At 47.3% G+C, this 23,989-nt stretch carries 15 protein-coding genes and 1 riboswitch; of the genes, 2 read left to right on the forward strand and 13 right to left on the reverse strand.

Features of this window, described 5'->3' with window-relative positions:
• Positions 1-505: 505 nt before the first annotated feature.
• The 8 genes from MKY97_RS22125 to MKY97_RS22160 form a co-directional block, all read right to left on the reverse strand.
• Entirely contained in the window at positions 506-2,830 is a 2,325-nt protein-coding gene (locus MKY97_RS22125; protein ID WP_342552422.1) for a DUF5704 domain-containing protein, read from the reverse strand.
• A 620-nt stretch (positions 2,831-3,450) separates the two neighbouring features.
• On the reverse strand, positions 3,451-4,716 hold the full coding sequence (locus MKY97_RS22130) for an S-layer homology domain-containing protein (protein WP_342552423.1): 1,266 nt from the start codon (positions 4,714-4,716) through the stop codon (positions 3,451-3,453).
• Between the two features lie 352 nt (positions 4,717-5,068).
• Positions 5,069-6,598, reverse strand: coding sequence for an extracellular solute-binding protein (locus MKY97_RS22135; protein WP_342552424.1), 1,530 nt, complete (start codon positions 6,596-6,598; stop codon positions 5,069-5,071).
• 121 nt (positions 6,599-6,719) lie between these two features.
• Positions 6,720-7,823: a glycoside hydrolase family 88 protein gene (locus tag MKY97_RS22140; protein ID WP_342552425.1), complete on the reverse strand. Its 1,104-nt coding sequence runs from the start codon at positions 7,821-7,823 to the stop codon at positions 6,720-6,722.
• A gap of 23 nt (positions 7,824-7,846) precedes the next feature.
• Entirely contained in the window at positions 7,847-9,346 is a 1,500-nt protein-coding gene (locus MKY97_RS22145; protein WP_342552426.1) for an extracellular solute-binding protein, read from the reverse strand.
• A 167-nt stretch (positions 9,347-9,513) separates the two neighbouring features.
• The gene (locus MKY97_RS22150) at positions 9,514-10,386 is read right to left on the reverse strand and encodes a carbohydrate ABC transporter permease (protein ID WP_342552427.1); all 873 of its coding nucleotides are present in this window, start codon (positions 10,384-10,386) and stop codon (positions 9,514-9,516) included.
• A gap of 45 nt (positions 10,387-10,431) precedes the next feature.
• The gene (locus MKY97_RS22155) at positions 10,432-11,385 is read right to left on the reverse strand and encodes an ABC transporter permease subunit (protein WP_342552428.1); all 954 of its coding nucleotides are present in this window, start codon (positions 11,383-11,385) and stop codon (positions 10,432-10,434) included.
• 304 nt (positions 11,386-11,689) lie between these two features.
• Positions 11,690-14,026 carry a helix-turn-helix domain-containing protein gene (locus MKY97_RS22160; RefSeq protein WP_342552429.1) on the reverse strand — a complete coding sequence of 779 codons (2,337 nt, stop codon included), beginning with the start codon at positions 14,024-14,026 and terminating at the stop codon, positions 11,690-11,692.
• 532 nt (positions 14,027-14,558) lie between these two features.
• On the opposite strand from MKY97_RS22160, the gene MKY97_RS22165 reads away from it, so the two are divergent.
• Positions 14,559-16,610, forward strand: a complete 2,052-nt coding sequence (locus tag MKY97_RS22165; RefSeq protein WP_342556424.1) for a DNA mismatch repair protein MutS — start codon at positions 14,559-14,561, stop codon at positions 16,608-16,610.
• Positions 16,611-16,843: 233 nt separating this feature from the next.
• Positions 16,844-17,092, forward strand: a complete 249-nt coding sequence (locus tag MKY97_RS22170; protein ID WP_342552430.1) for a cysteine-rich CWC family protein — start codon at positions 16,844-16,846, stop codon at positions 17,090-17,092.
• Between the two features lie 215 nt (positions 17,093-17,307).
• On the opposite strand, the gene MKY97_RS22175 is transcribed toward MKY97_RS22170, so the two are convergent.
• From MKY97_RS22175 to gcvH, 5 genes are all read right to left on the reverse strand, one after another.
• Positions 17,308-18,453: a mannitol-1-phosphate 5-dehydrogenase gene (locus tag MKY97_RS22175; RefSeq protein WP_342552431.1), complete on the reverse strand. Its 1,146-nt coding sequence runs from the start codon at positions 18,451-18,453 to the stop codon at positions 17,308-17,310.
• Positions 18,450-18,884: a PTS sugar transporter subunit IIA gene (locus tag MKY97_RS22180; protein WP_342552432.1), complete on the reverse strand. Its 435-nt coding sequence runs from the start codon at positions 18,882-18,884 to the stop codon at positions 18,450-18,452. The genes MKY97_RS22175 and MKY97_RS22180 overlap by 4 nt, the downstream gene beginning before the upstream one ends.
• 1 nt (position 18,885) lies before the next feature.
• Positions 18,886-20,994, reverse strand: coding sequence for a BglG family transcription antiterminator (locus MKY97_RS22185; protein WP_342552433.1), 2,109 nt, complete (start codon positions 20,992-20,994; stop codon positions 18,886-18,888).
• Positions 20,995-21,061: 67 nt separating this feature from the next.
• Positions 21,062-22,507 carry a PTS mannitol transporter subunit IICB gene (locus tag MKY97_RS22190; protein ID WP_342552434.1) on the reverse strand — a complete coding sequence of 482 codons (1,446 nt, stop codon included), beginning with the start codon at positions 22,505-22,507 and terminating at the stop codon, positions 21,062-21,064.
• 443 nt (positions 22,508-22,950) lie between these two features.
• Positions 22,951-23,340: a glycine cleavage system protein GcvH gene (gene gcvH / locus MKY97_RS22195; protein ID WP_342552435.1), complete on the reverse strand. Its 390-nt coding sequence runs from the start codon at positions 23,338-23,340 to the stop codon at positions 22,951-22,953.
• A 346-nt stretch (positions 23,341-23,686) separates the two neighbouring features.
• Positions 23,687-23,810: riboswitch (glycine riboswitch) on the forward strand.
• Positions 23,811-23,989: the final 179 nt, after the last annotated feature.

The following is a 23,989-nucleotide window of genomic DNA, read 5'->3' on the forward strand; positions in this document are numbered from 1 at the left end:
CTTTGGGAAAGTTCCTTATGGCAGCCGTCTTGGATAGCAGTCCTTGTTGCGACGTCCCTTGCTTTCCTTGTTCCTTCTATCCTAGCTATCCATATTGCCCTTAGGTGACTCCTTTGAACCTGCAAGTTTGATATCGCCATCGTCCGATATAGCGTATTTCCTAACATGTAATCGTACTTTACGCCACTTGCCCCAACATTTGTTGGTCAACATGTTTCCATGAGGTAGGCATTTAGATTCGTACATTCGGAGTTTCGTCAGTTCCCATATGAACATTCTCACCATAAGCAATTTTTCAGCCGTCCGGCATATCAGTTGGCATACCTTCCTTGAAAAGGTGGCTCTAGCCTTCTTTCTGCCGACTTCACCTAGCTTCATACATACTATTCCTGCTAAAGAGGATGCATGTAGGAGTCTCAACGGGACAGTTTCGGAAAACATGGATTCCTCATTCCTGTCCTCGGATAGAAAGTTAGACTTTTAAAAGTCCTTGCTTTTCCTGGCTTTACTCAGTTATAGCAAAACAAGTCGCACACATATTGCCCTTGGTCTTTACATCAAACTTGAAATGGTACCCCGTCTTTACGGCAGCATTACGAAATCCCTGCACGGGATGACTTCCTGGCCGAATCGGCAGAACATATGGAGCTGAATTACCTCGCGGATCACCATCAATTTTGTTGGTACCCGTCCAGTAACTTATGCCTGCTGCTTCAGGACTACCCGGTCGTTTGCGAAATACATTCTCCCAGTTATAATCTGCGATATCCGTTATCTGAAAATCGTACAGCCTGCCAATGACCTCCACAGCGATGGTATCTACAGCTGCATGATGGTTCAGGTTCGTATTGGCATCCGATTGCTCTGTGAAATTCATGGGTGCATTCTCTGCAGTGTTACAAAACTCAATCTGATAGTTTCCTTCATCGACCCACACGGGAAGTACGAAGGTGGTGTCCAGTTGATGGATAGGAATATCAATCCAGGTATCGGCTGGAATGTAGTGGTTTCGGTCAGCCGTGTAAACATCAAACGGAAAACGCACCTGTTTACTTCGAAAATACTTTGCGTAATCACGATCACCGTACCCCGGATAACGCGCTGTATCCAAGTGCTGTCCAGTGGTAGGGATGCGCACCAGGAATTCACGCTCCAGGATCAATGCAGCTCGCATGGGATCAGGGTTCGTTTTCTGATTATGCGCCTGGTCATCAGACACCCATGAATAATTCACGACAGGTGTATGTACCGTAACCGGATTGATTCCTGGAATCGGAAAACGCTGATTCTGTCCACCATTTACGTTTCCAGGCAGCAAACCATAATTTATCACACCTGTAGTTGCCTGATCGGCTTTGTTCATTAATGTATTCTGGATCGTTAATCCGCTCCGGTAGAGCACATCGTCCCCAATCGTATACGGCTCTGGAATCACTCCAGGCCTAGGGGCTTCTTTTTGAACCGGACCCGCATCCATAACTACTGCATCATCAAAAATCACATTGTCATTATTTACGGTATTTTCGCCAACTTCAGCCTCAGCTTCAGATTGAAACAGGGCAGTTTCATCAGGTGTAGGCGGTTCCTTGGAGCCACCTGGAACAGATTCGGTACCCAGATCAAGTTCTTGGCATTTGGCCGCCTTGACATGGCTGGTCACCTCGGGGTCTGCTGCAGCCTGTAACGCTGGAGGCGTATATGCATTTGGCGATAATGTGACGGTACCGCCAAACCCGCCCAGCGCATAGTTTGATATGCTCGCTTCATTCAGTTTGTAAACCTCCAACTGGTCAATCTGCCAGTAGCTGTATGTCCTTGTTACCTGCATAGAAAGCTCTATAGGCACGTCCACTTCTTTGGGCTCCGCTTCTGTTCCTGGATCATCTTTTCCACTTGATGCACGCCCCGGAATTGTCCATGTTTTATGGTACATTTTCTTGACATTAACCGTATAAGTGACCGTGCCAGTCATATTCACCCATCGGTGCTGGAATAGGTAGCCTTTGGTCATCACGTTTGCATACAAGTCTTCCGACGTAGGGATTCCTTGAATGACATCAAACTTCTCTGCACCCCGAGTATCTGCCTGAAGTACACCCCGAACTGAAGGATCCATCACCTTAGCCTCGATCACTGCACCTCTACTTGGCGGACTGATGCCGACAGGACAGGCATTCGGCGGATTACCGCCTGGGCCTTCACCTTCTGTACCTCCACCATCCGAACAATCCTTGACCTCAAGCTCCTGTTCAGCTTGCTCATCCAGACGCTGGGCGCTATCCCGGAAATGAGCTTTAATCATCGTGCTGCCCACAATGCCCTTAGTCGTCAGTTTGCCATCGGCACCGATCACCGCAACTGCTGAATTGGAGCTGTACCAAGTTAATTTGGGATGTGCCGTGACCTTGTGGATACTCCCATCCGGTTTAGTCAAAACAGCCTCTGCCTGCAATAGTGTCGTTGACGACTTACATGCATTAGGCAGATTCACCACCAATCCCGGCTCGGACGTAACCTTAATGGTGGCTGTATCAGAGATAAGATAGGTCCCGTTGTTCCAGATTGCACGTACCGTAACGGTACCCGGACTTTTAGCTTTTAACATCCCCGTCTTCAATTCAATACTTGCGACCGTCTCATCCGAAGTAAACCACTTAATCTCGGCCTCCCTGCCAGACACATCAACACCTTCACCCCAAGCTGTGGAACCATAGTTTTTCGTCTTCACTTTGGCTGTCATCTGCTTCGTTTGACCAATCTTCAGCGCAGCATCAGGTGTGACGTCAATTTCTTTTTCTTCGATTAAGTCACCCTCCCAGATAATATCCATCGGAGTGTAGTATACAACGTTATATTTTGGACAACCAGATGTTGTTTTCCCACCATTTTTAAATGGTTCTGTTTCTGTTGGTACATGATACCCTCCAGTAATTGTTCTTATGCCTACTATTGTTGAAGAAAAAGGCGGTCTTATTTCTCCTATTCCAGTGTATGAATCTTGATCTGATCTTCCTTGATAACTAATATCATGAATACGTACATTATGAATCTGAGAAGCATTGATTTGGTTGTTATTATAATCAGGCCAGTTTTTAGGTGGCCATTTACTAAAATCTACACTATCAGGAACTTCCGTAGCTGCAGGAAATGGATTTGAACAGCTACCTACATTATTTGCGTAAGTTGGACCTCCTGAATGATCTGCTCTAAACTGTCCGTTATTTTCTTGGTACCAGTACACTCCAGGATTCCCTACGGTAGGGGTAGCCAAAATAGTTACTTTCTGGGGACTTTTCATTGATTTAGGGCCATATTCGTTTGCAGCAGCTTTTACCGTGTTTAATGGTACATCTGTTAAAATCAACATTTGTAATACCAATAATCCTAATAGTACATTTAAACAAGATAATATCACTTTTTTCATTACAAATTACTCACCATCCTACAAAACTACCTTTGAATTTTAAATTCTCCTTTATGATCAGATTTCAGAAAATAAGACCATGATGTATTCCTCAAAGTTGAAGTTATCCAAAACCTTTTTTTAATTCCTTTTTTAATAAGAAGATCTGAATCCATAGGTATCGTTTCATTATGTTGTTCTTTAGCTAAATCCAAATTAATACGATTAAATTGTATCAGTGAATCCGATAACCCCTTGTTAAAGGTAATTAAATTTGATTTTTCCAGATTAGACGTGAAGGAAATATCTGCAAAGGTTCTATACGAGCCACTCGCATACTTATCAGGCACAAAGAATCTAGCATAAATACCTTTTGGTTTGCTTCGAGTGGCATCCACAACGATTAATCGATGAATTTGTAATATTCCTGACTTGTTACTAAGGCTAATGTCAGCACTTGATAAATCTGAAATTGTGGCTGATCCAGAACTATACTTATAATTACTAATCGTCGTTAAATTTGTACCAGTTGTTCCCACCTCTCGTAACTCGTTCAGCTCGCTGTATTTCGAAGCATCTTTGCCCTCCACTTCCATGTATCGAAGTATAATAGACGCAATTTCTGCACGAGTGGTTGTATCTGCCGGTTTCAACGTCCCATCCTGAAATCCACTTACAATGCCTGTTCCGCGTACAAGAGCGAGGTATGGAATCTGCTCATCACGGATCATTCCACGATTTACTTCTGGTGTAGGCAGCAGCGTATTCTTCGTATCGTTAAAAGCATCTTGAAAACTACGGTCTGACTGGATCAATCCGTTTGCAATCCACTTCATCATCTCGTACCGCGTCAGCTCCGTATTCGGCTTGAAGCCGCCTGCATAATCACCAGCATGAATGAAACCTTGTCCGACCAGTTGACGAACTGCCGGTTCAGACCAATGGCCCTGAAGATCGGGAAAAGGAGCTGCTTCCTGCCCCTCAACACTCTCAATTCTGGTCGCACGAGCCAGTATCGCCGCGTATTCCCCGCGGGTGATCCTGCCATTAGGCCGGAATGTTCCATCCTGGTAACCGGAGATCAGTTTTTTCTCGTACGCTTTGGCCATCGCGGCCTGAGCCCAATGGCCTTTAATATCCTTGAACTGGGTTATCGCATTATCACTCACACTTGCCGCACTCGCTGTCGTCGTCCACTGCCCGGGTTCCGCTCCAAAGGAAAAATAACTGCCTGCCATCAAAACGGCAGTCAACATTCCAATCAAACCAACAGCGTTTTTCTTCTTCCCCTGTCCCACCTGCTTCAACTTCACTTTGTTCACGCTCCTATGTACCTTAGTTTGGGGTTGCTCCATCTACACGACCTTTTTTTGTTCTTGTCATAAAGAACGTAAAATCCTAAATTTGGTATAATAGTTAATATTATACCACGGACATCTAGTAATATGGTATATTTTCATAACTCTCCCCCCTTATTCTAAGGTTAGTATCCCTCCTTCCGAAGACCCGTTTCTCACCCTGAATACACAAAAAAGGCCATGAATCCGCAGATTCACAGCCTTATGCTTTAAGGTCGGTCTCACTTATAAAATTTTGGAATATTTACTCTTTTATAGATTAAACCTTTTCATCACATAAAATCAAGTCTTTTTATTTCACCCTCATTTATTTTCCGTTCAGCTCTTTATACGAAGCTTCCAGCTCCGTAATGAGCTGGTCACCACCTGCTTTTCTCCACTTGCCAACTTCCTGCTCCCAGCCCGCATCATCAATCTTGCCCATAATGTATTTGGTCTGTGCGTCCCAGATCATTTGATCCAGTTCCTGACCGCGCTCCGTGTAGATTTCAGAGGAAAGGGTAAGTGCAGGATTAGCAACCGCATACTGTTCATTTTCACGAGCCATCTTCGTGCCTTTCATACCAATTGGAACATCGACAAGTTCAGGCACATTATATCCTTCAACACTCAGCAGATTATCACGGTACGGCTTGACCTCACGCTGGTAAGCATCGAAATCTTTCAGTTCCGTCTTACCGTCAGCGGTCTTGGTATAATGCACATCCAGCAATCCACGCAGCTGCAGCGTGCTGAGTTCTTCATCCATCAGTTGGTCCAGAAATGTAAGTACTTTTTTCAGCTGCTCCTCGTCCGTGACAGAGGCTTTCGGAATGACAAGCATACCGTAGTTTCCTGGCTCACCAGCAATACGAATGCCATCCGTACCTTGAAATGGCGCTACATCAATGACACCATCCGGTGCATTAGGTGTAAGCCGCTGCTGCGATGATTTTCCGTTCTGGGCGACACCGTTCAGTTTCATGGCCACGAGACCCGAATCCATTTTTTTGTCTGCATCCGAAGGGTCCAGTGCAGGGAAATCACTATTAATCAGCCCTTCATTGAACAGACGCTTGAACAGCTTCATCGTATCCACATATTCCGGTGTTAGGAACTCTGGTGTTAATTTCCCGGCATCGTCCACACCCCATTTGTTAACTCCGCCAATACTTACAGCAATCCTGGTCAGGGGTGAAGAGACACCTTCATTATATTTTTTAAAAAGCAGTGCACCGTACGTATCTTCCTTGCCATTACCATCCGGATCGTCCTTGCGGACAGAACGCATAACCTCATACCAATCATCGAGTGATTTCGGAATATCCAGTTTCAGCTTATCAAACCAGTCCTTACGATAAACGATAGCCGTCCGGCCAATATCCCGGAAGTTCGGGATGCCGTAAATTTTCCCTTCGATTTTGATATTGTTAAAATGGGCCTCTGACTGGGCAGACAAGTTTTTATAATCTTTCAGATAAGGTCCCAGTTCCCAGAACAGTCCAGTCCTTGCGGCATTAAATGTGGTTGGCACGTAATTGACACGCATAATCGTTGGCATCTCCCCTGATGCCACCATCACATTCACCTTGTCGTCGAATGCCGACTGCGGAATCCACTGCACGTTTACATCGGTATTTGTGTAGTCCTCAATCTTCTTCTCCACTGCATTTTCTTTGCTGGGCACATCACCTACCTGCATCAATGAGATGGAAATCGGCAGCCTGCCTTCCCCCGCAGCTGGTGCTTTTTCTACTCCGCATCCTGCCAGGAGACCAGCAGATACAGCACCAACGATAATAAAGCTTCCCACGCGAAACATAGAGCTTCTTGAACGTTTTGGACCTTTTGGACTCATGAACCATCTCTCCTTTTGGATAAGCCTATTGTTCAGCGAACTTGCCCTCATTCCTTACTCACAGATGCCTCCGACTCAGAATGTATGCGTTATCATAATATTTTTGAGAAAAGAACCAGCGTTACGCCAGCTCCATCTCTACTCCCGCCAAAATAAACGGAGCAACCGATTTCGGATCATTAATACGAATGGATTCGGTCACGTAATACTCGTAAGATCCGTCACGGTAAGGTGTTCCCCCAAGGCCTGCTCCTCCGTTGCACTGTGTCAGGGAAAGTATACCTTCCTGATCTGTTTGCAGCAGATGCTGCAGCAGACCCTGATATCCTTTTTCCGCGATCGCCTTGAACTTTCCGCTCAAGTACCCTTTGCGCACGCCCTTCGCCAATGCGTAAACAAACATCGAGGTGCCCGAGGCTTCCAGATAATTCCGCTCACGCCCCGGCTGATCCAGCAGATGCGGCCACAAACCGGTCTGCTGATCCTGCACATGAACAAGCGCATTGGCGAGCCGCTCGAAAATACCGATAATCTGCCCGCGCTGCTCATGATCGACCGGGAGATAATCCAGCGTATCAACAACCGCCATCACATACCAGCCCACAGCCCGGCTCCAAACATGCGGCGAACATCCCGTCTCGCCGGAACTCCAGCGCTGCTCTTTGCTCTCATCCCAGGCATGGTAGAGCAGCCCGCTGCGCGGATCACGAGTGCGTGCTTCCACCAGCAGCAGCTGCAGCGCAGCTTTATCAAACCACTTTGCTTCACCATTAACGGCTCCATATTGAGTCAAATAAGGTGTCGCCATATACAATCCATCCAGCCACATCTGGAATGGATAGATTTTCTTATGCCAGAACCCGCCCTCACTTGTACGAGGCTGTCCTTTCAGCTGCGTTATCAGCAGTTCGGATGCTTTGCGATACTTTTCCTGACCCGTCTTCTCCAGCAGAAAAAACAGCGATTTTCCTTGGTTAATCTGGTCCAGATTATATTCCTCTACCGTGTAGGAGCGAATCGACCCGTCCTCCTGAACGAAATGATCCATAAGCTCCTGGATATAATCAAAATATCTCTGTTCGCCTGTACGAGCGTAGAGCTCTTCCAGTGCTTTGAGCAGACAGCCATTTTCATAATGCCAAGTCGTATACAGCTCATGGCTGCGATAACTCTCCATATATTGGTCAGCCATACGCATAGGTGTATGCTGCAGCGTTTCCTTCATGATTTAACCTCCGGTTTCGCTCCTTATTGAGCCTGTTTTTTGTAATCTTCAGCGTATTCCTCGCGAATTTTGCTTCCGCCTGCTTTAGCCCAATTCTCAACTTCCTTTTCCCAGCCGTTCTGATCGATCTTGCCCATGATATATTTGGTTTGTGCATCGGCAATCATCTGATCCAGGTCTGCCCCGCGGTCACCATATGTTGGGGAATACAGCGTCAAAGCAGGATTGGGTACAGCATGTTCTGCCAGTTCTTTCACCAGTGCTGTGCCTTTCTCCCCAAGCTCGGTATCTTTCAGTTTAGGCACATTGTAGCCTTCAATATAAGGGAAGTTGTCACGATAAGGTTTCACTTCACGCTGGAAGGCATCAAAGTCACTCATTTCCACCTCGTTATCTCCAACTTTAGCGTAATGCTTGCCTTCCACACCACGCATCAGCAGCGTGGCCATCTCCGGGTCCATCAGTTTATCGATGAACGAAAGCAGATTTTTCAGCTCTTCTTCTGATTTCACTGCTGCTTTCGGGAATGCCAGGATGCCTGAATTACCTGTCTGTCCAGCTACCCGGTCACCGTTTGGTCCAAGCAGACCCGCAATATCCACTACGCCATCCGGATTATTTTTGGACAGACGTTCCTGCTGACTTTTACCGTTCTGCGCCACACCCACTCGCATACCAACTACGCCGGAATCATACTTTTTCTCCGCTTCCGTTGAATCGAATACGGCAAAATCCTGGTTGAGCAGCTTCTCTTCATACAGCCGCTTCAACAGATCCAGCACCTGCATATATTCCGGTGTCATGAATTCAGGGGTGAAGCTGCCGTCATCCTCAACCTTCCACTTATTCGGCGCACCGAAACTTACACCAAGCCGTGTCGTGAAGGAATACTGGTCTTCGTTATACTTTTTAAACAGCATCAGTCCAAAAGTATTCGCCTGCCCGTCGCCTTCTGGATCGGAAGTGGACAGCGTTTTGATCGTTTCGTACCACTCATCCGGTGTTGTTGGTACTTTCAGATTCAGCTTATCGAACCAGTCCTTACGGTAGATAACCGTTGCCCGTGCAATATCAGAGAATACAGGCACGCCGTAGATTTTACCCTCAACCTTGATGTTGTTGAAGAAACGTTCATTTTGGGCAGAAAGGTTTTTGTAATCCTTCAGCAGAGGTCCTACTTCCCAAAACACGTCATTCCGCATTGCACTGGTCACCGTTGGGTTATACTGCACCTTGACGATTTTGGGCATGTCGCTGGAGGCAATCATAACATTGATTTTGTCATTGTAAGCCGAGGCCGGAATCCACTGGATATCCAGCTTGGTGTTGGTATACTCTTCGATTTTTTTCTGAACTTCATTGCCTTTGCTTGGCACGTCACCTACCTGTGCAATAGCAATGGATACGTTCTGCATGCCGCCTTCGGCGGCCTGGCCTTCATCCGATCCGCATCCTGCCAGCAACCCGCTCACTAGAGCCAGTATACTCAAAACAGCCACGGCTTTCTTTTTTACTGCTCTCATCTCATGAAAACCTCCCTTTGATATACAATCGCATTGACATACAACTGCAGCTTCAGAATTTAAAACATATGTCCGTTCTCCGTTCCTGCAGCTCTTCAGTCCTCACCACAGGAAGCAGCATCTCTTTGCTTTCTCGAAAGCACTTCATGCCGGTGGACTGCCCCATGTTAACCTTTTACCGAACCAAGCATCACTCCCTTGGCGAAATGCTTCTGCAGGAATGGGTAGACAAGCATAATCGGAATGGTAGAGAACACGATAACGGCCATGCGGATGGTAAGCGGCTGGATTTCGGTTTCCTCAATGCTGGTATCCCCGATCCGGCTCTGTGCAAGAATAACAATCTCACGCAGCCAGACTTGGACTGGCCACTTTTCACTATCGTTGATGTAGATGACGGCGCTGAAGAAGCTGTTCCAATGTGCTACCGCATAAAAAAGCGAGAAGGTGGCCATCGCTGGCATCGACAGCGGAAGCACAATGCGGAACAATACGCTGACATCGTTGCACCCGTCGATTTTAGCGGCATCTTCCAGTTCGTCCGGGATGGCCTGGAAGAAGTTTTTGAGCACAATCAGGTTGAACGCACTGATCGCCGTTGGCAGCATCAGAGACCACAGTGTATCCGTGAGATGCAGGGATTTTACGACAAAATACGTTGGGATCATACCGCCGCTGAACAGCATTGTGAACAGCACTCCCAGCAGGATCGGCTGACGTCCGCGCAGATATTTTCTGGACAACGGGTAAGCCATAAGTGACGTAACAAGCAGGTTAATCAGTGTGCCAACAACCGTAATATAGATCGACACACCGAGACTGCGTATCAATGTATCCGTGGAAAAAATGTAACGATAAGCGGCCAAGGAGAACTCTTTTGGAAAAAGAATAAATCCGCCTTTAGCCACCTCATGCGGGCTGGTAAACGAAACAGCCAAAATATAAATAAAAGGAATTACAGTTACGATTCCAATCAATAACAGGAAACCATGATTCATAAAATCAAAGATTCGGTTGCCCCATGTTTTGTCCTGCTGCATCTAATGTTCACTCCTGTCTGATGAAGAGCGTCTGCCTAAGCTGCGTTAATAGACGCCTTCCTCCCCGAATTTTTTGGCCAGCGTATTGGCACCAAGCACCAACGCAAGACCGACAACCGACTTAAACAATCCGACAGCAGCACTATAGCTGTACTGTGCCTGAGTAAGACCCTTCGTGTACACGTAGGTATCAAACACCTCGCCGACATCACGATTGGTAGGTGTCAGCATCAGAAAGATCTGTTCAAAGCCTGTGTCCAGGAAGTGACCCAGACGCAAAATGAGCAGGATAATGATGGTACTGCGAATGGCCGGCAGCGTAATGTGCCAGGTCTGGCGCCAGCGGTTAGCCCCGTCAATGCGGGCAGCTTCATAGAGCTGTGTATCTACGCCAGAGAGTGCAGCCAGGAAGATAATCGTACCCCACCCTACCTCTTTCCAGATGGATTGTCCTACAATCATCGTGCGGAACCATCCCGGTTCAAGCAGGAAAGCAATTTTTTGTCCCGTCAGATTATAGAGCAGTTCGTTGATTGCGCCGCCTTCGGTCGTAAACAGCATGTAGAACACACCGACTACAACAACCCAGGAAACAAAGTGCGGCACGTAAACCAATGTCTGTACGAATCGTTTGAATCGCTCCCGCCGGACCTCATTCATCATCAAGGCAAGTACGATTGGCAGTGGAAAAAAGAAAACCAGATTGTAGATCGCAAGCAAAAACGTATTTCGGAACAATGTCCAGAACTGCGGTTCTCCAAAGAAACGCTGGAAGTGTTTGAATCCTACCCAATCGCTCCCCAGAATGCCTTTGTACGGCGTATAATCCTGGAAAGCCATCGTGATGCCATACATCGGTATGTATTTAAAAATAACAAAGTAAAGCACTCCCGGAAGCAGCATAATATACAGCCACCGATTTTTGATGATGTCCCTCCACAGCAGGTTTTTGTCACTGCGGGCAGCGGGACGTGTCCGAGCCGCCGTTTCGGCTTTCATAGTGTCTTCCTCCCCACGTTGGAAACGATTACAAAAGATCACTTCCTGAATTCATGTCTCCATTGTGGCGGATAAATGCAATCACTGGCTATCATCTCGTTTTAGCTTCTTGTTTTCCTTTGGCTATCAAGGGTTTCAGCGTTTTCTGAGTGCAGGATATTACACATAATGGACCGCTTTTAACCTGGATGTTCCCGGTTTAACTCAGCCTTTTGAACAGACGCTTCGTCTGGAACACCCTCAAGCCGAATGCCAAAAAGCCTGCCTGCCGTGGTGGGCAGAGCAGGCCATGTGGTTTTTTGCTCTATCGCTGCTGCTCCCGGTACTTGCCGGGAGTTGTTCCTGTTATTTTGCGGAATGTACGGATAAATGCCGTGGGGTTCGTATAATTTAATTTTTCGGCGATTTCCGCTATTTTCAGATCGGTTGTCTGCAGCCATGTTTTGGCTTTTTCCATCCGGTACTCGGCAAGATATTCGGTAAAATTAACGCCTGCTTCCTTCTTGAATACCCGGCTCAAATAGACGGGATGGAAGTTCAGTTCTTCCGCACAGGCCTCCAGTGACAGGTCCCGGTCATACCGCTCTTCAATCAGTCGAATCATCCGGCGGGCGATATTCATGTACTGTGACTCCTCCTGCTCTTTCCAAAAACGAATCACAGGCCGAAATAATCGCTTGCGGAACCAGTTCGTCATCTCGTCTAAAGTAGACAGCTTGAGCAGATAGGCCATGGAAGCCTTCTCTCCCAGCACTTCCGCCACATCCCCGCCCTGCTCCTGAACCAATTGATATACTCGTGACAACAGCTGTACCATGATGACCGGATACTCACTGAAATGAAGTTTCTTGTCCGCAAGCAGCCCTAAATATTGTGTGAAATAGGTATCTGTTTTCTCTTCGTCCCCCTGTTTGAGTGCAGAGGCCAATTGATCTTCGATCATTCGCAGCTGCGTATACAGCGCAGCTTCCATCTGACCTCTTGGCTGGATATCCTCGTAGTGTAAAATGATACGGCTGCCCAGGCTGACTCTTCCCTGCAGAGCCTGCCTGCTCTCCTGATACGCTCTAGGCGTATCTCCAATGCGGGAGTATGCCCGGCTAATGCCTATGCTTACCGGCAGGTTCAGATATGTTACGATTCGTTCACGAATCCAATCCGCCTGTGTATGCATCCACTCCTTCAGCTGCACTTCATCGTCCAGTTCAGAAGCAAGTACAGTAACCTGCGCATCATCCAGCATGACAGGTGTAAACCGGATTGCAGAAGGCAGCAGCTCACCGACCATGTTGTTGACCGCAAACAGCAGCAAATCCCGGTCCTGTTCCTCATACCTCGTGCCTTCAAGTGTATCGATCTGCAGCATCAGTACACCCAGATGGGACCAACCCGTCGGAAAATCGTACACGTCGCTCTGGTATCTGAAGTCCTCTTCCGATATCCTGCCTGTCAGCAGCTTGGTCATAAAAAACTCCTGAAGGTGGACATGCTGCCCTTTCATCTGCTCACGCATCGTTTTTTCTGAACTAAACAGTGTCGATAATCGTTCTTCGATATAGATGAACTCATCCTGACGGCGTCCTGATGGAGGAAGCGGTGAATCCAGCGCTTTCGTAAACTGCAGCAGTCTTGAGATCGGTGAATACATGCGCCGGCTGCCGTATATCGCTACAAGCCCTGTGACACATAACATAATCAACGTGGCCACCCCGGTGACCACGGCAATTTTTTGCGACTGGGCTGTGATCTGGCCAAGGGATACAACCGATACATATAACCAGCCATTTAGCGGCGACTGCCTATAGCTGACGGCTACGGGTTTGTCCTCCACTTCTGCACTGAAAAAACCTTGTGCTTCCCCTGTCGTCCGAACCGTCTCCTGAATATCTTTGTTCAGCAGGTCGTATTTATTTCCATAATTCGTGTCATTTAAAAAATATCTTTGATCCTTGTCCAGAACATACAGATCACCTGAATTCGGATTTCGACTCAAAAAGCTGCTCAGCTCGGCATCTGCAATATCGATGACAAGAAACCCCTTGGGTTTAACGTTTGTCGGAACCATTGGAATTTTAAAAACCATGCTGACTACATTATCAGAAGAGATCATGGCTGGCGCCTGTTCTGTTAAAGCCTCTCCCATGCCTGCCGATACAGGTACACTCTCTTTGGATGAACTTTTATTTTGAGTCACCCAGAACAAACTGTTGGTGTATGTAAGATAAGTTCCGATCCGGTCTCGAATGCTGAAGTCATTCAGCCTGCCAAATGAACGCATGGATACGACCCAGTCCTCATCAAGATTCACGAGGTAAGCCTGATCGATGCTTGTCACGGCCTGCAGGTTGTTGAACCCAGATGTCAGATCACGAATTTCCTGAAATTCGCTGCTGTCAAGCGGCTGCTTCATTGACCGCAGCACCAAGGGTGAATTGACGTACTGGATCGCGGACAGCTGTAAGCTTCGTAATACCTGTTCCACTCGCATCTGGGTCTGATGTAATATTTGAAGATTGCTCTCCCGCACCTTCTGTTCGATATCACGCGAAGCAATCGTATAGGAAACGGAACCAATCACAATGACCGGCAGGGCCCCAAGAATCATCGTAAAGCAGAGCAGACGCAGTAAATATTTAGGCAAGCAGAGCATCTCCCTTTTCTAATAAAATCGCTTTCATTGGATTAAATTACTATTGTTATTTTAAAACCCATTCTTAATCAAGTCTACATCTTTATTCTGAACCATTGACTTGAAGTGATTTCCAGTTTATATTACTACTATAATTCCTCAGGTCGAAGGAGAGATTTTGATGTCGGTGAGCGTTCTTAACTAATCAAGTTTCATATTCAGGAGTATGGCCTTTCATGACGCTTGTGCCCATATGGCATATGTGTATTTCATGATGCGCCAGATCCCTGTACTTAGTTAAGAACAGCGGAATCAAACATCGCCTCCGGGATTGCCTATGTCCGGGTCTATTTCCGCGCTGTGTTCAGCGCGGATTTTTTTGGTATAGACCCTATATGGACTCTGCTTTCCCATACGTACAGGGCGGAGAATGACGTTTGTTCATTCTCCGCCCTTTTTGTGTTTTCAATGAGGAATATTTTTCAATAAAGCAAAAAAACATTTTACATGAAGGAGAGATTTAGACGTGAACAACAACCATAACATGGCGACAGATATCAAGAGTTCAAACGAACAAACCTTAACCACTCTTGGCTTCCATCATATTCAAAAAAACATTGCAGACTATGCCCTTTCCTATCTGGGCAAACGTTACGCAGGGGAACTCAAACCGATGAACGATGCTCATCTGATTCAGATGCGATTGGACGAAACCGCAGAAGCGGCGGCTCTTGTCCGTTTTGGGGCAAGTGTGCCGATCCCTTCACTGGAGGGCATGGAAAATATCATCGATCTGCTCGGTACCGGATATCTGTTCAGTGAACGTGACTTCAGTCATCTCGCCCAATTTATCCGCAGTTGTGCGCAGCTCATGAAGTATATGGAGAGCAAATCCGGCATCGCTCCGGTTGTCAGTCGATATTCATCTTCCATGATGCTCATCGACACCCTGCGAGGCGAGATCGAACGCTGTATCCACAGCGGACGCATACAGGATCAAGCCAGCAAAGAACTCGTCCGAATCCGTAAAAAAATAAGTGTGAATGAGGAACGGATGAAGCGCAGACTGGATGCTTTAATTAGCAGACACCGTTCGATTATGCAGGAGCAGGTCGTCAGCCAGCGTAATGGAAGGACCGTACTGCCCATCAAAAAAGAATTCCGCAAACATGTCAAAGGCAGTGTACTCGATGAATCGGGCAGCGGCCAAACCGTATATATTGAACCCGCCGAGCTGGCAGGTCTGCAGATGGAACTGACTCTATTGCAAGCTGAGGAATCGAGAGAAGAGATGAAAATCCTTGGTGACCTGACTTCTCTGACTGAATCTTACAGCCGCGAGATTTCACTTAATACGGAAACCGTCGGCATATTGGATTTTCTATTTGCAAAAGCCAAGTATGCAGCGGCCATAGACGGGCGATCCGTACGTGTTAACAGCAGCGGCAGGGTTAACCTGCGGCGAGCGAAACACCCCCTGATGGGGGCGTCGATGGTTCCACTTGATTTTTCCATTGGATACTCTTATTCATCACTTATCATTACGGGTCCGAACACAGGCGGCAAAACCGCTGCTCTCAAGACACTGGGGCTGCTCACGCTAATGATGCAATCCGGACTGCTGGTTCCTGTAGACGAAGGCGGTGAAATGGCTGTGTATGAGCAAATCGCCGTGGATATTGGGGATGGTCAAAGTCTTGAACAGGCTCTCAGCACATTCTCCGCACATATTCGGAATATGATTGCAATACTGGAACAGGCAAATTCTTCTACGCTTGTCCTGATTGACGAGATGGCATCAGGCACAGATCCTGGAGAAGGCGTTGGGCTCTCGATCGCCATGCTGGAGGAACTTCACAGCCGCGGAGCCACGGTTGCAGCTACAACGCATTTCGGAGAAATCAAGCATTTTGCGGCAGCCACACCAGGTTTTGAAAATGCACGTATGGAGTTTGATACCGTCTCCCTGCAGCCCCTGTATCGCCTTCGAATCGGGGAAGCCGGGGAGAGCTACGCTTATTCCATCGCACTGAAGCTCGGCATGCCCAAGCATATCATCGATCGTTCGAAGGCTGCAGCAGATCAACGTTGGAGCAAAAATCGCCTGCAAACCGAACAGAAAGAGGTACAGTCACAGAATAACGACGAAATAACCAATCCTAACCCCGCCAGTATACAGCAGGATAATTCTAATAAGCTTAAAGCTCCAAAGGAATGTGCTGTGCCTGAGGGAGTTACCGATGCTTCTAAAGGACACAGCACTCCTACGGAAGATACGTCTTCCGACGCGAACACGGCACCAGTCCCAGTTCGGGCATTTCGTAAAGGGGATCGTGTTTATGCAGCCTATCTGGATCAAGCCGGCATTGTAAGTGATGAAGAGGACAACCGAGGTCAGATCGGGGTTATGATTCGGGGGCGCAAAGTCAAGATTCACAAGAAACGCCTGAGGCTGCACATCTCCGCTGATATGCTGTATCCAGAACAATATGATCTGGACATCGTATTCGAAAGTAAGGAAAACCGTAAAAAGCGAAAACTGATGGGACGCAAACATGTCGAAGGTCTGCAGATTGAACTGCCACCGGAAGAATGAAATAACACGAATCAGCCTAAATGGATGTATCATTTAGGCTGATTCTATAAGATGAGATCGAGCATATGATTAGCTGCTTTTACGATGAAGTCTTGATACGGTGGTATATCTAAAAACCTGGCTGCATTCGCGCATACGTCTATAACAGTATTGGTTTGATGCTTATGTCTGGTATACTGAACACATCTGATTATCGTCGTCCAGATTGAACATATGAAGGAGGGGAACAGACCATGCCTGAGCAAACGAGCGTATATAACCAACAAGGCAGCCATCAAAGTAAACCAGTCCATGTACTTGTCTGTCCACTCTGCGGGGATCGCAACGGCTGCGCCTACGCCGCTGGTAAGCCGCATTCGGAATGCTGGTGCAATCATGCTTCATTCCCAGAAGGTGTGTTTGAGCGTATTCCAGCTGAACAGCGTCGTAAATCATGCATCTGCCAGCGTTGTTTGGACAGCTTCGTTCGCGAACAGACCTAACTGTGGTGACAAACCGCTCTGTTGAAAGCCATTCGTTTTAATACAGCTGCCGCAATCATTCGCTCTTTTTCATCATATATTCATTGATCCATGATTAAATCCGTATATCTATAATTCTATATAAACAGATAATTAAGATCTGACTGCTGCGCATTTTAAACCTGTATCCCCTTACGGATCCATAATCTGTAATATCACAATCTGTGACGCTGGAATTACATCTGATGGTACTGCTTTACCGCTTCCACCAACACCGGATGTCCCTCATCCAGGGAGGTGTAGTGCTGCAGCGCAGCCGTGACACCTTTTTCCCGAATCATGCTCTGCAGCTCGACAGCCTCATGATCATCAGCCGCATTGAATCTGCACGCTGCCGCCATGGCCTTAGCCAGATAAGTCACCTCCATGCCTTCCGCATGCGCCAGAAGTGCCGGGCGGACAAGCCGGTCGTTCGGAGACAGCTTGCGGATCGGCGAGCGTCCTACACGAGTTACCTCATCGGTCAGATAAGGATTAACGAACCGCCCCAATATTTTCACAATATACTGCTCATGTTCTTCGGGGTTGAAGCCAAATCGTTTCACCAGCACGCGGCCTGTTTCCTGCAGTATCCCGTAGACAACCGATTTCACGTTTTCATCGGTAATGGCCTTTTGTATCGTATCATATCCGTTCACATAACCGATGTATGCCGCAGCGCAGTGACCCGTATTTACGGTAAACAGTTTACGCTCAATGTAGGGTTCCAGATCCTCCACATAGATAATACCATCTATAGGTTTAAAAGCAGGCGCCATCTGGGAGCGATCCACTACCCACTCATAAAAAGGCTCTACTTGAACATGCAGCGGGTCCTCATGATTCTGAATCGGCACAATCCGGTCAACGGCTGAATTCGGAAAATAAACATATTGATCGGCAAACGCCCGTGCCTGCTCATCCAGCAAAGCATATACATGATCTTTCAGCTGCGCGCTTCCACCGATCGCATTTTCACAAGCGATGATATGCAGCGGCTTTTGCACAGGACCTGCACGTCTTCTTTGCTCCAGACCTTCGGCAATGCCTGGAGCAATGCGCTTCAGCACAGTTACTCCCACTGCGGTTGTAATCAGATCAGCTTCAACCACTGTCTCAGCGACGGTCTGGAGTTCACGTCCATCAATTGCCTTTACTCCGGATACCATCTCCTGATCCTTATTCTCGTTAGCAAGCTCGACAGTATACTCACCACGCTGCTGAAGAGCATTCACCAGTTCCTGATTCACATCCGAGAACGTCACCGCATATCCGGCACGGGACAAAATCAAGCCGATAAATCCACGTCCAATATTGCCTGCACCAAAGTGTAGAGCCTTCATAACTCCATTTCACTTTCCAGAATCGTAATGACTTCTGATGCTGTTTTTGCATGACGCAGCGCTTCCATATTTTCTTCTTCGGCACAGATCACCGCAATACTCGTCAGGATCTCCATGTGTTCTCCGCCTTGAGCTGCGATACCGATCACCATATATGCTTTTTCCTCTCCAAAATCAACCCCCTGCGGGAACTGAATCACCGATATTCCGGTAGAGAGAATGAAAGCTTTGGACTCTTTCGTACCGTGAGGAATGGCGAGTCCGTTACCAACATAAGTGGATACAATCTCTTCACGCTCCAGCATTTTGTCAATATACTCTGCCGTAATATGTCCAGCATCCTTCAACATCTGTCCTGCCATGCGAATTGCCTCGTATTTATCCTGAGCCGTCGCGTTCATGATGACTTTGTCTGTTGTTAACATACTCATCTTATTGCCCTCCCATTTCATTTTTACTGCGATAAAATCCAACCAGTTCCCGAGACAGGTAGTGAATGATATCATCCCTGTTTCCCCTGCCCAGCAGCGAAACCATCTCTTCCTGCAGCAGCAGTGCGCTAATCTCGCTGAGAACCTCCAGACTTTCCTTCGACAATGCCTTTGGACCAAGCATCAGCAGTACTTCGCTCACTCCCTCCGGATCATCCATGGTCCGAAGCAGCGGTTCCTCCAGCTGGAACAGATGGATGGATGGCCTGTAGATGCTCTCACTCCGTGTATGAAACAGGGCCAGCCGAGTACCGGGGATCTTCTGACTTCCCATCGCCTCACGCACCTCAAGCAGCTTGGCAACCTCTCCTGGGTCTTTCAATACACCCGATCGATGAGCAGACGTACACATGGCAAGCACACTTTGGGCAAAATCAAGATGAGCATTGTCCAGTGCATACACCTGAAATTGACCAATAATACGCACGATTTCAAGCAGTGTCGCTTCCATGCCGTCAGAGTCCGAATAACGCTCCGCTGTCTCGTTCCTCCTGCCAGCATGCGCTTTGTGATGCTGTCGCCGTAATGTTCTTGTCTTAATAAAATGCCGGAGCCGTTCACTCTCTTCTGCAGTCAGAAGCGGACTGACCTTATAATACTGCTCTTCCTCCATTGGCAAATCGACGGTGGATAGAACAAGATCGTATTCTTCGGCTGGCATTCGAGCAGCTTCGTACCAAGAGACGCTGTCTATAATCCGGATTTCGGGAAACTCTTTGGACAGCCGGCTGGACAGCATGCGCGAGGAACCAATGCCGCTGCTGCACACGATAATCGCCCGGATTTCCTGCTTTAAAGCACGCAGCCGTTCGATCGATGCCCCAAAATGCATGACGAGAAAACCGATCTCTTCATCCGGAACATCTGCTCCGGGCCAGGCCTGCAGCACTGACTTTTTGACTTGTTCGAAAAGAAGGTCATAATCTTTGCGAATCTGCTGCAGCAGCGGATTACGAATGACCTGATGTCCCTCAAGCCTTTCCATCACAGGCACCATATGTGCAATTAATCCTTCTCGAAGTAAGCGATCCTCTTGGAAGGCATAATCTGTTCTTTCCTGCATCTGATCTATAAGTGAATGCACTCTGTCCATCAAAATCAGATCATCAATCGGCAGCAGACGCGAAGAATGAAGCAGCTGCTCCGTGTCCACCAGTAATTGATGAAAATAAGCCTGCTCCTCCTCGGAGAACGACACTTCAAGCTGCGAGGATAATACGCTGCACAAACGGGAAGCCATAAAACCAGGTACTCGCGGTTCAACCTGCTCCGCCGATTGACCAGCAGCTGCATTCATTCTTGGTCCTGACAAGGAGCGTCCTATACTAAAACCTTTACGAATGCGAACGACCGCTGCTGATAACTGGATGAGCAGCTTCATATACTGCCGTTCAGGTATCTTCTCGAGCCATTCAATATCCGGCTGCCATAAGGCATTCTCAATCGTAAGCACATCACCGTGACCAATCATGCTGAGAAGCTTCTGGTTAACAATGGAGCTGCTTTGATCAGGCTGTCTGCCAAAAAGGTCCGACTCATCCAGAACTTCTATCGCAAGTGCTGCAATGGCTCTGCGATAAATCGCTTCACTTCCGGTAATTTTGACGCCGTACCCTCGCCTTCGAACAAGCCTCAACCCTGCCTGCTGTATGCGTGACTCCAGATCATCCAGATCATTGGTGACCGTGGACACGGTCACTTTCAGATCGGAAGCTAGTGCCAGCAGCTTGACCGGCTCGGCCTCATCCAGCAGGATGCAGAGCATGAAGAGCTTACGCTCCTCCGGCGTAAATTCTATATATTCATGACCTTCCAGCTGCTGACGCAGTGTACTGAGGTCATCTGAACCGGAATCAATACGGATTCCGGTTCCCGACTTTTTTTCCAATCGCATTCCGAGCGGTTCAAGCCACTGCTCAATCATTAACAGCTCACGATGAACCGTACGGGTGCTCACTTTTACTTCAACGGCGATTTCGCCGGCTGTGACCTCATGGGGATGTTCCAGCAGGAATTCCACAATTTCACGTTGTCTTTTGGTAATACTCATGTCTCAGCCTCCGGCTCTTGGAAAACGGCTGGCCCGGTTTGAAGCTGGATTGCAGGTTGTTTCCTGCTTACTTCAAACGTTCAACAAGCGCATCGTATTCCGGGCTTTTTAGGAAGTTGTCAATGGATATATGCTCTGCATTCGGCGCAACTGTACGCGCTCGATCTGTTAATGTTTTTTGTGTAATAACAACATCTGCATCCTGTGGAATTTCACTGATCGCCGTATTGATTACGGTAACGTCGATGCCTTCGGCTTTCATCTTTTTGCGAAGAATCGAAGCCCCCATCGCACTTGAACCCATTCCGGCGTCACAGGAGAAAACAATCTTGCTCACATCCGTTTTTACAGTCGAAGCTGCTGCTGTGTCCGCTTCACGGTTACCCGATGTAATGGCCGCATTTGCTGTATTTCCTTGACTCTTCATGTCTTTCATCCGGCTGGATGCCGCATCCAGATCTTCATCCTTCTGTTTGCCCGTTTTGAGCAGCAGCGATGCGATCAGGAAGGAAACAAGGGCTGCCACGATAACCCCTGCGAGCATCGGGATGTACCCCCCTTTTGGTGTCAAAAGGAAATAAGCGATGATACTTCCCGGCGAAGGTGCCGATACCAAGCCTGCTCCTGTCAGCATAAAAGTTAATGTACCCGCTACACCTCCAGCGATGGCAGCCAAAATCAGAATCGGCCTCATCAGGATGTATGGAAAATAAATTTCGTGAATCCCGCCGAAGAAATGAATCACTACCGCACCAGGTGCAGATGACCTTGCCATGCCGCGTCCGAAGAAGCAGTATGCCAGCAAAATCCCCAGCCCCGGTCCTGGATTAGACTCCAGCATGTAAAGCACTGACTGACCTAATTCTCTGGCCTGATCCGTAGCGATCGGTGTCAGAATTCCATGGTTAATCGCATTATTCAGGAACAGCACTTTACCCGGTTCGATGATCAGATTGACCAGCGGCAGCATGCCCAGATTCATCAAACCTTGTACGCCTGCAGACAATACTTTACTGATCGCCTCCACGGCAGGTCCGATACCTAACAAAGCGATGATGCCTAAGATACCGCCGATGATTCCTGCCGAGAAATTGTTGACCAGCATTTCAAAGCCGGCTCTAATTCTGCCCTCAACCGATTTGTCGAACTTCTTGATCACCCATGCCCCGAATGGCCCCGCAATCATGGCCCCGAGAAACATTGGAATGTCACTACCCACAATTACACCGATGGTCATAATCGCCCCGACGACCCCGCCCCGTGTTCCATGCACCATTGTACCTCCGGTGTAACCGATCAAGAGCGGCAGCAAATAATTAATCATGGGGCCTACAAGCTGCTCTAATGTCTCATTTGGGAACCATCCTGTTTTAATAAACATGGCAGTAATTAATCCCCAAGCGATAAACGCTCCCATATTAGGCATGACCATGCCGCTCAGGAATCGTCCAAAACGCTGCACGCCGACACGTAACCCACCTTTGGAATTGGACGTTTGGTCCAAATTGCTCATTGGTTTATCCTCCTTGAATCAAGTCGTTATTCATATGAAAGGGCTATCACTTATCCCTGCTGTAATCCTAAGCGAGAAACCTCTCCTGTTCAATCAAATGAAAGCGTACTTTCGTCATGAACAATGATGACAGCATTAGATTATGTAATCGTTTTTATTTTGGAATATCTGTTTAAACCTTTGATATGTAAGGGTTTAACTGCTAATGTTTTTGTTCATATACAGCTCACAAAGAGACATAATTGCTTCTTCTGTTACCGTTATTTCATTCTGAATCTAAGCAGCTGCTGCTGGATTCCCCTCCCGATCCACCCGAAAAAACACTAAAAAACCTGCATAAGCTGAACAGCTTACGCAGGTCTGGAGAACAACTCTTTCTATGATTATGTGATGACGTATATGTTAATAAGTACAAACAAACCAATTCAATAAAAACTCATCTTCTACTCGATGTGTTTACGGTATGCATCTGAATTCAGCAGTCCAGATAAAGCAGCGGATACATCGCCATCAACACGAATTTCAATCATCCAGCCTTCTTCATAAGGAGAGCTGTTTACCAGTTCAGGCGAGTCCTGCAGTGCTTCATTGACTGCAATAATTGTACCGCTGACTGGCGAAAACAGGTCTGACACTGTTTTTACCGATTCAATGGTACCGATGCTGTCTTCTGCTTTAACATTCGCTTCAAGATCAGGCAGTTCAACAAACACAATATCACCCAGCTGATGCTGCGCGAACTCGGTAATGCCGATACGTACGGTATCCTCCCCTACGGTCTGCACCCATTCGTGCTCTTCACTGTAAAGGAAATCACTTCTTAATTCGCTCATCGATATCCGCCTCGCTTTTCATTAATGAGTGCATGCGATCTTTGACCTTCACCTTTTCCCCAAACAACAGCGTAAGATATTTCGGATTCAAATGTCAAGATAGCTCACAATTTATTTGAAATCCTTGCCTTAACTCTTGTAACAAAGCAGCACTCTTTCTACATATAATGGTGAATATTAACATAGTAAGCGCACTCTTCTAAAATAAACGAACATTAAGTTATTCTCAATATAAAATATTCGTATTTGAAATAAATTGCATGATATTGTTCTTGACATCGCCATCAGATTCACGTTTTAATGAAAGGAGCAACTGAAGTCCATTAGAACTACGTACGAACCGCGGATGAATGTAAAGGGAGAGACTGCCTGTACGCCCGTTTCGGGGATGTACACAAAGCGGCGCCGAAGGAGTAAACCTGCCGACAAGCGGAGGTGAATCTCTCAGGCAAAAGGACTTTTACAGGACGCAACTCTGGAGAGCATCTAATCGTCCGGTATGGACGTTATGATCACCCAAGGGGAAACCTGCCTGAATACACGGCGGGGTAACTCTCAGGTACAAGGGACAGAGCCTAAGAATACAGCGTGCTATAAGGCATGCCGGTTCTTTGGCCTGTCCTTTTCCTTTTTCCCCAAAAAAGAAACA

Origin of the sequence: Paenibacillus sp. FSL R7-0652, from assembly GCF_038595045.1 — a bacterium.
In the GTDB taxonomy this organism is placed as follows: domain Bacteria; phylum Bacillota; class Bacilli; order Paenibacillales; family Paenibacillaceae; genus Paenibacillus.

Coding starts and splice junctions, on each gene's coding strand:
- MKY97_RS22135 (WP_342552424.1), bottom strand. CDS start 6,598: ATGAGTCCAAAAGGTCCAAAACGTTCAAGAAGCTCTATGTTTCGCGTG.
- MKY97_RS22190 (WP_342552434.1), bottom strand. CDS start 22,507: ATGAGCAATTTGGACCAAACGTCCAATTCCAAAGGTGGGTTACGTGTC.
- MKY97_RS22175 (WP_342552431.1), bottom strand. CDS start 18,453: ATGAAGGCTCTACACTTTGGTGCAGGCAATATTGGACGTGGATTTATC.
- MKY97_RS22125 (WP_342552422.1), bottom strand. CDS start 2,830: ATGGATATTATCTGGGAGGGTGACTTAATCGAAGAAAAAGAAATTGAC.
- MKY97_RS22145 (WP_342552426.1), bottom strand. CDS start 9,346: ATGAGAGCAGTAAAAAAGAAAGCCGTGGCTGTTTTGAGTATACTGGCT.
- MKY97_RS22185 (WP_342552433.1), bottom strand. CDS start 20,994: ATGAGTATTACCAAAAGACAACGTGAAATTGTGGAATTCCTGCTGGAA.
- MKY97_RS22155 (WP_342552428.1), bottom strand. CDS start 11,385: ATGAAAGCCGAAACGGCGGCTCGGACACGTCCCGCTGCCCGCAGTGAC.
- MKY97_RS22180 (WP_342552432.1), bottom strand. CDS start 18,884: ATGAGTATGTTAACAACAGACAAAGTCATCATGAACGCGACGGCTCAG.
- MKY97_RS22150 (WP_342552427.1), bottom strand. CDS start 10,386: ATGCAGCAGGACAAAACATGGGGCAACCGAATCTTTGATTTTATGAAT.
- MKY97_RS22165 (WP_342556424.1), top strand. CDS start 14,559: ATGGCGACAGATATCAAGAGTTCAAACGAACAAACCTTAACCACTCTT.
- MKY97_RS22140 (WP_342552425.1), bottom strand. CDS start 7,823: ATGAAGGAAACGCTGCAGCATACACCTATGCGTATGGCTGACCAATAT.
- gcvH (WP_342552435.1), bottom strand. CDS start 23,340: ATGAGCGAATTAAGAAGTGATTTCCTTTACAGTGAAGAGCACGAATGG.
- MKY97_RS22170 (WP_342552430.1), top strand. CDS start 16,844: ATGCCTGAGCAAACGAGCGTATATAACCAACAAGGCAGCCATCAAAGT.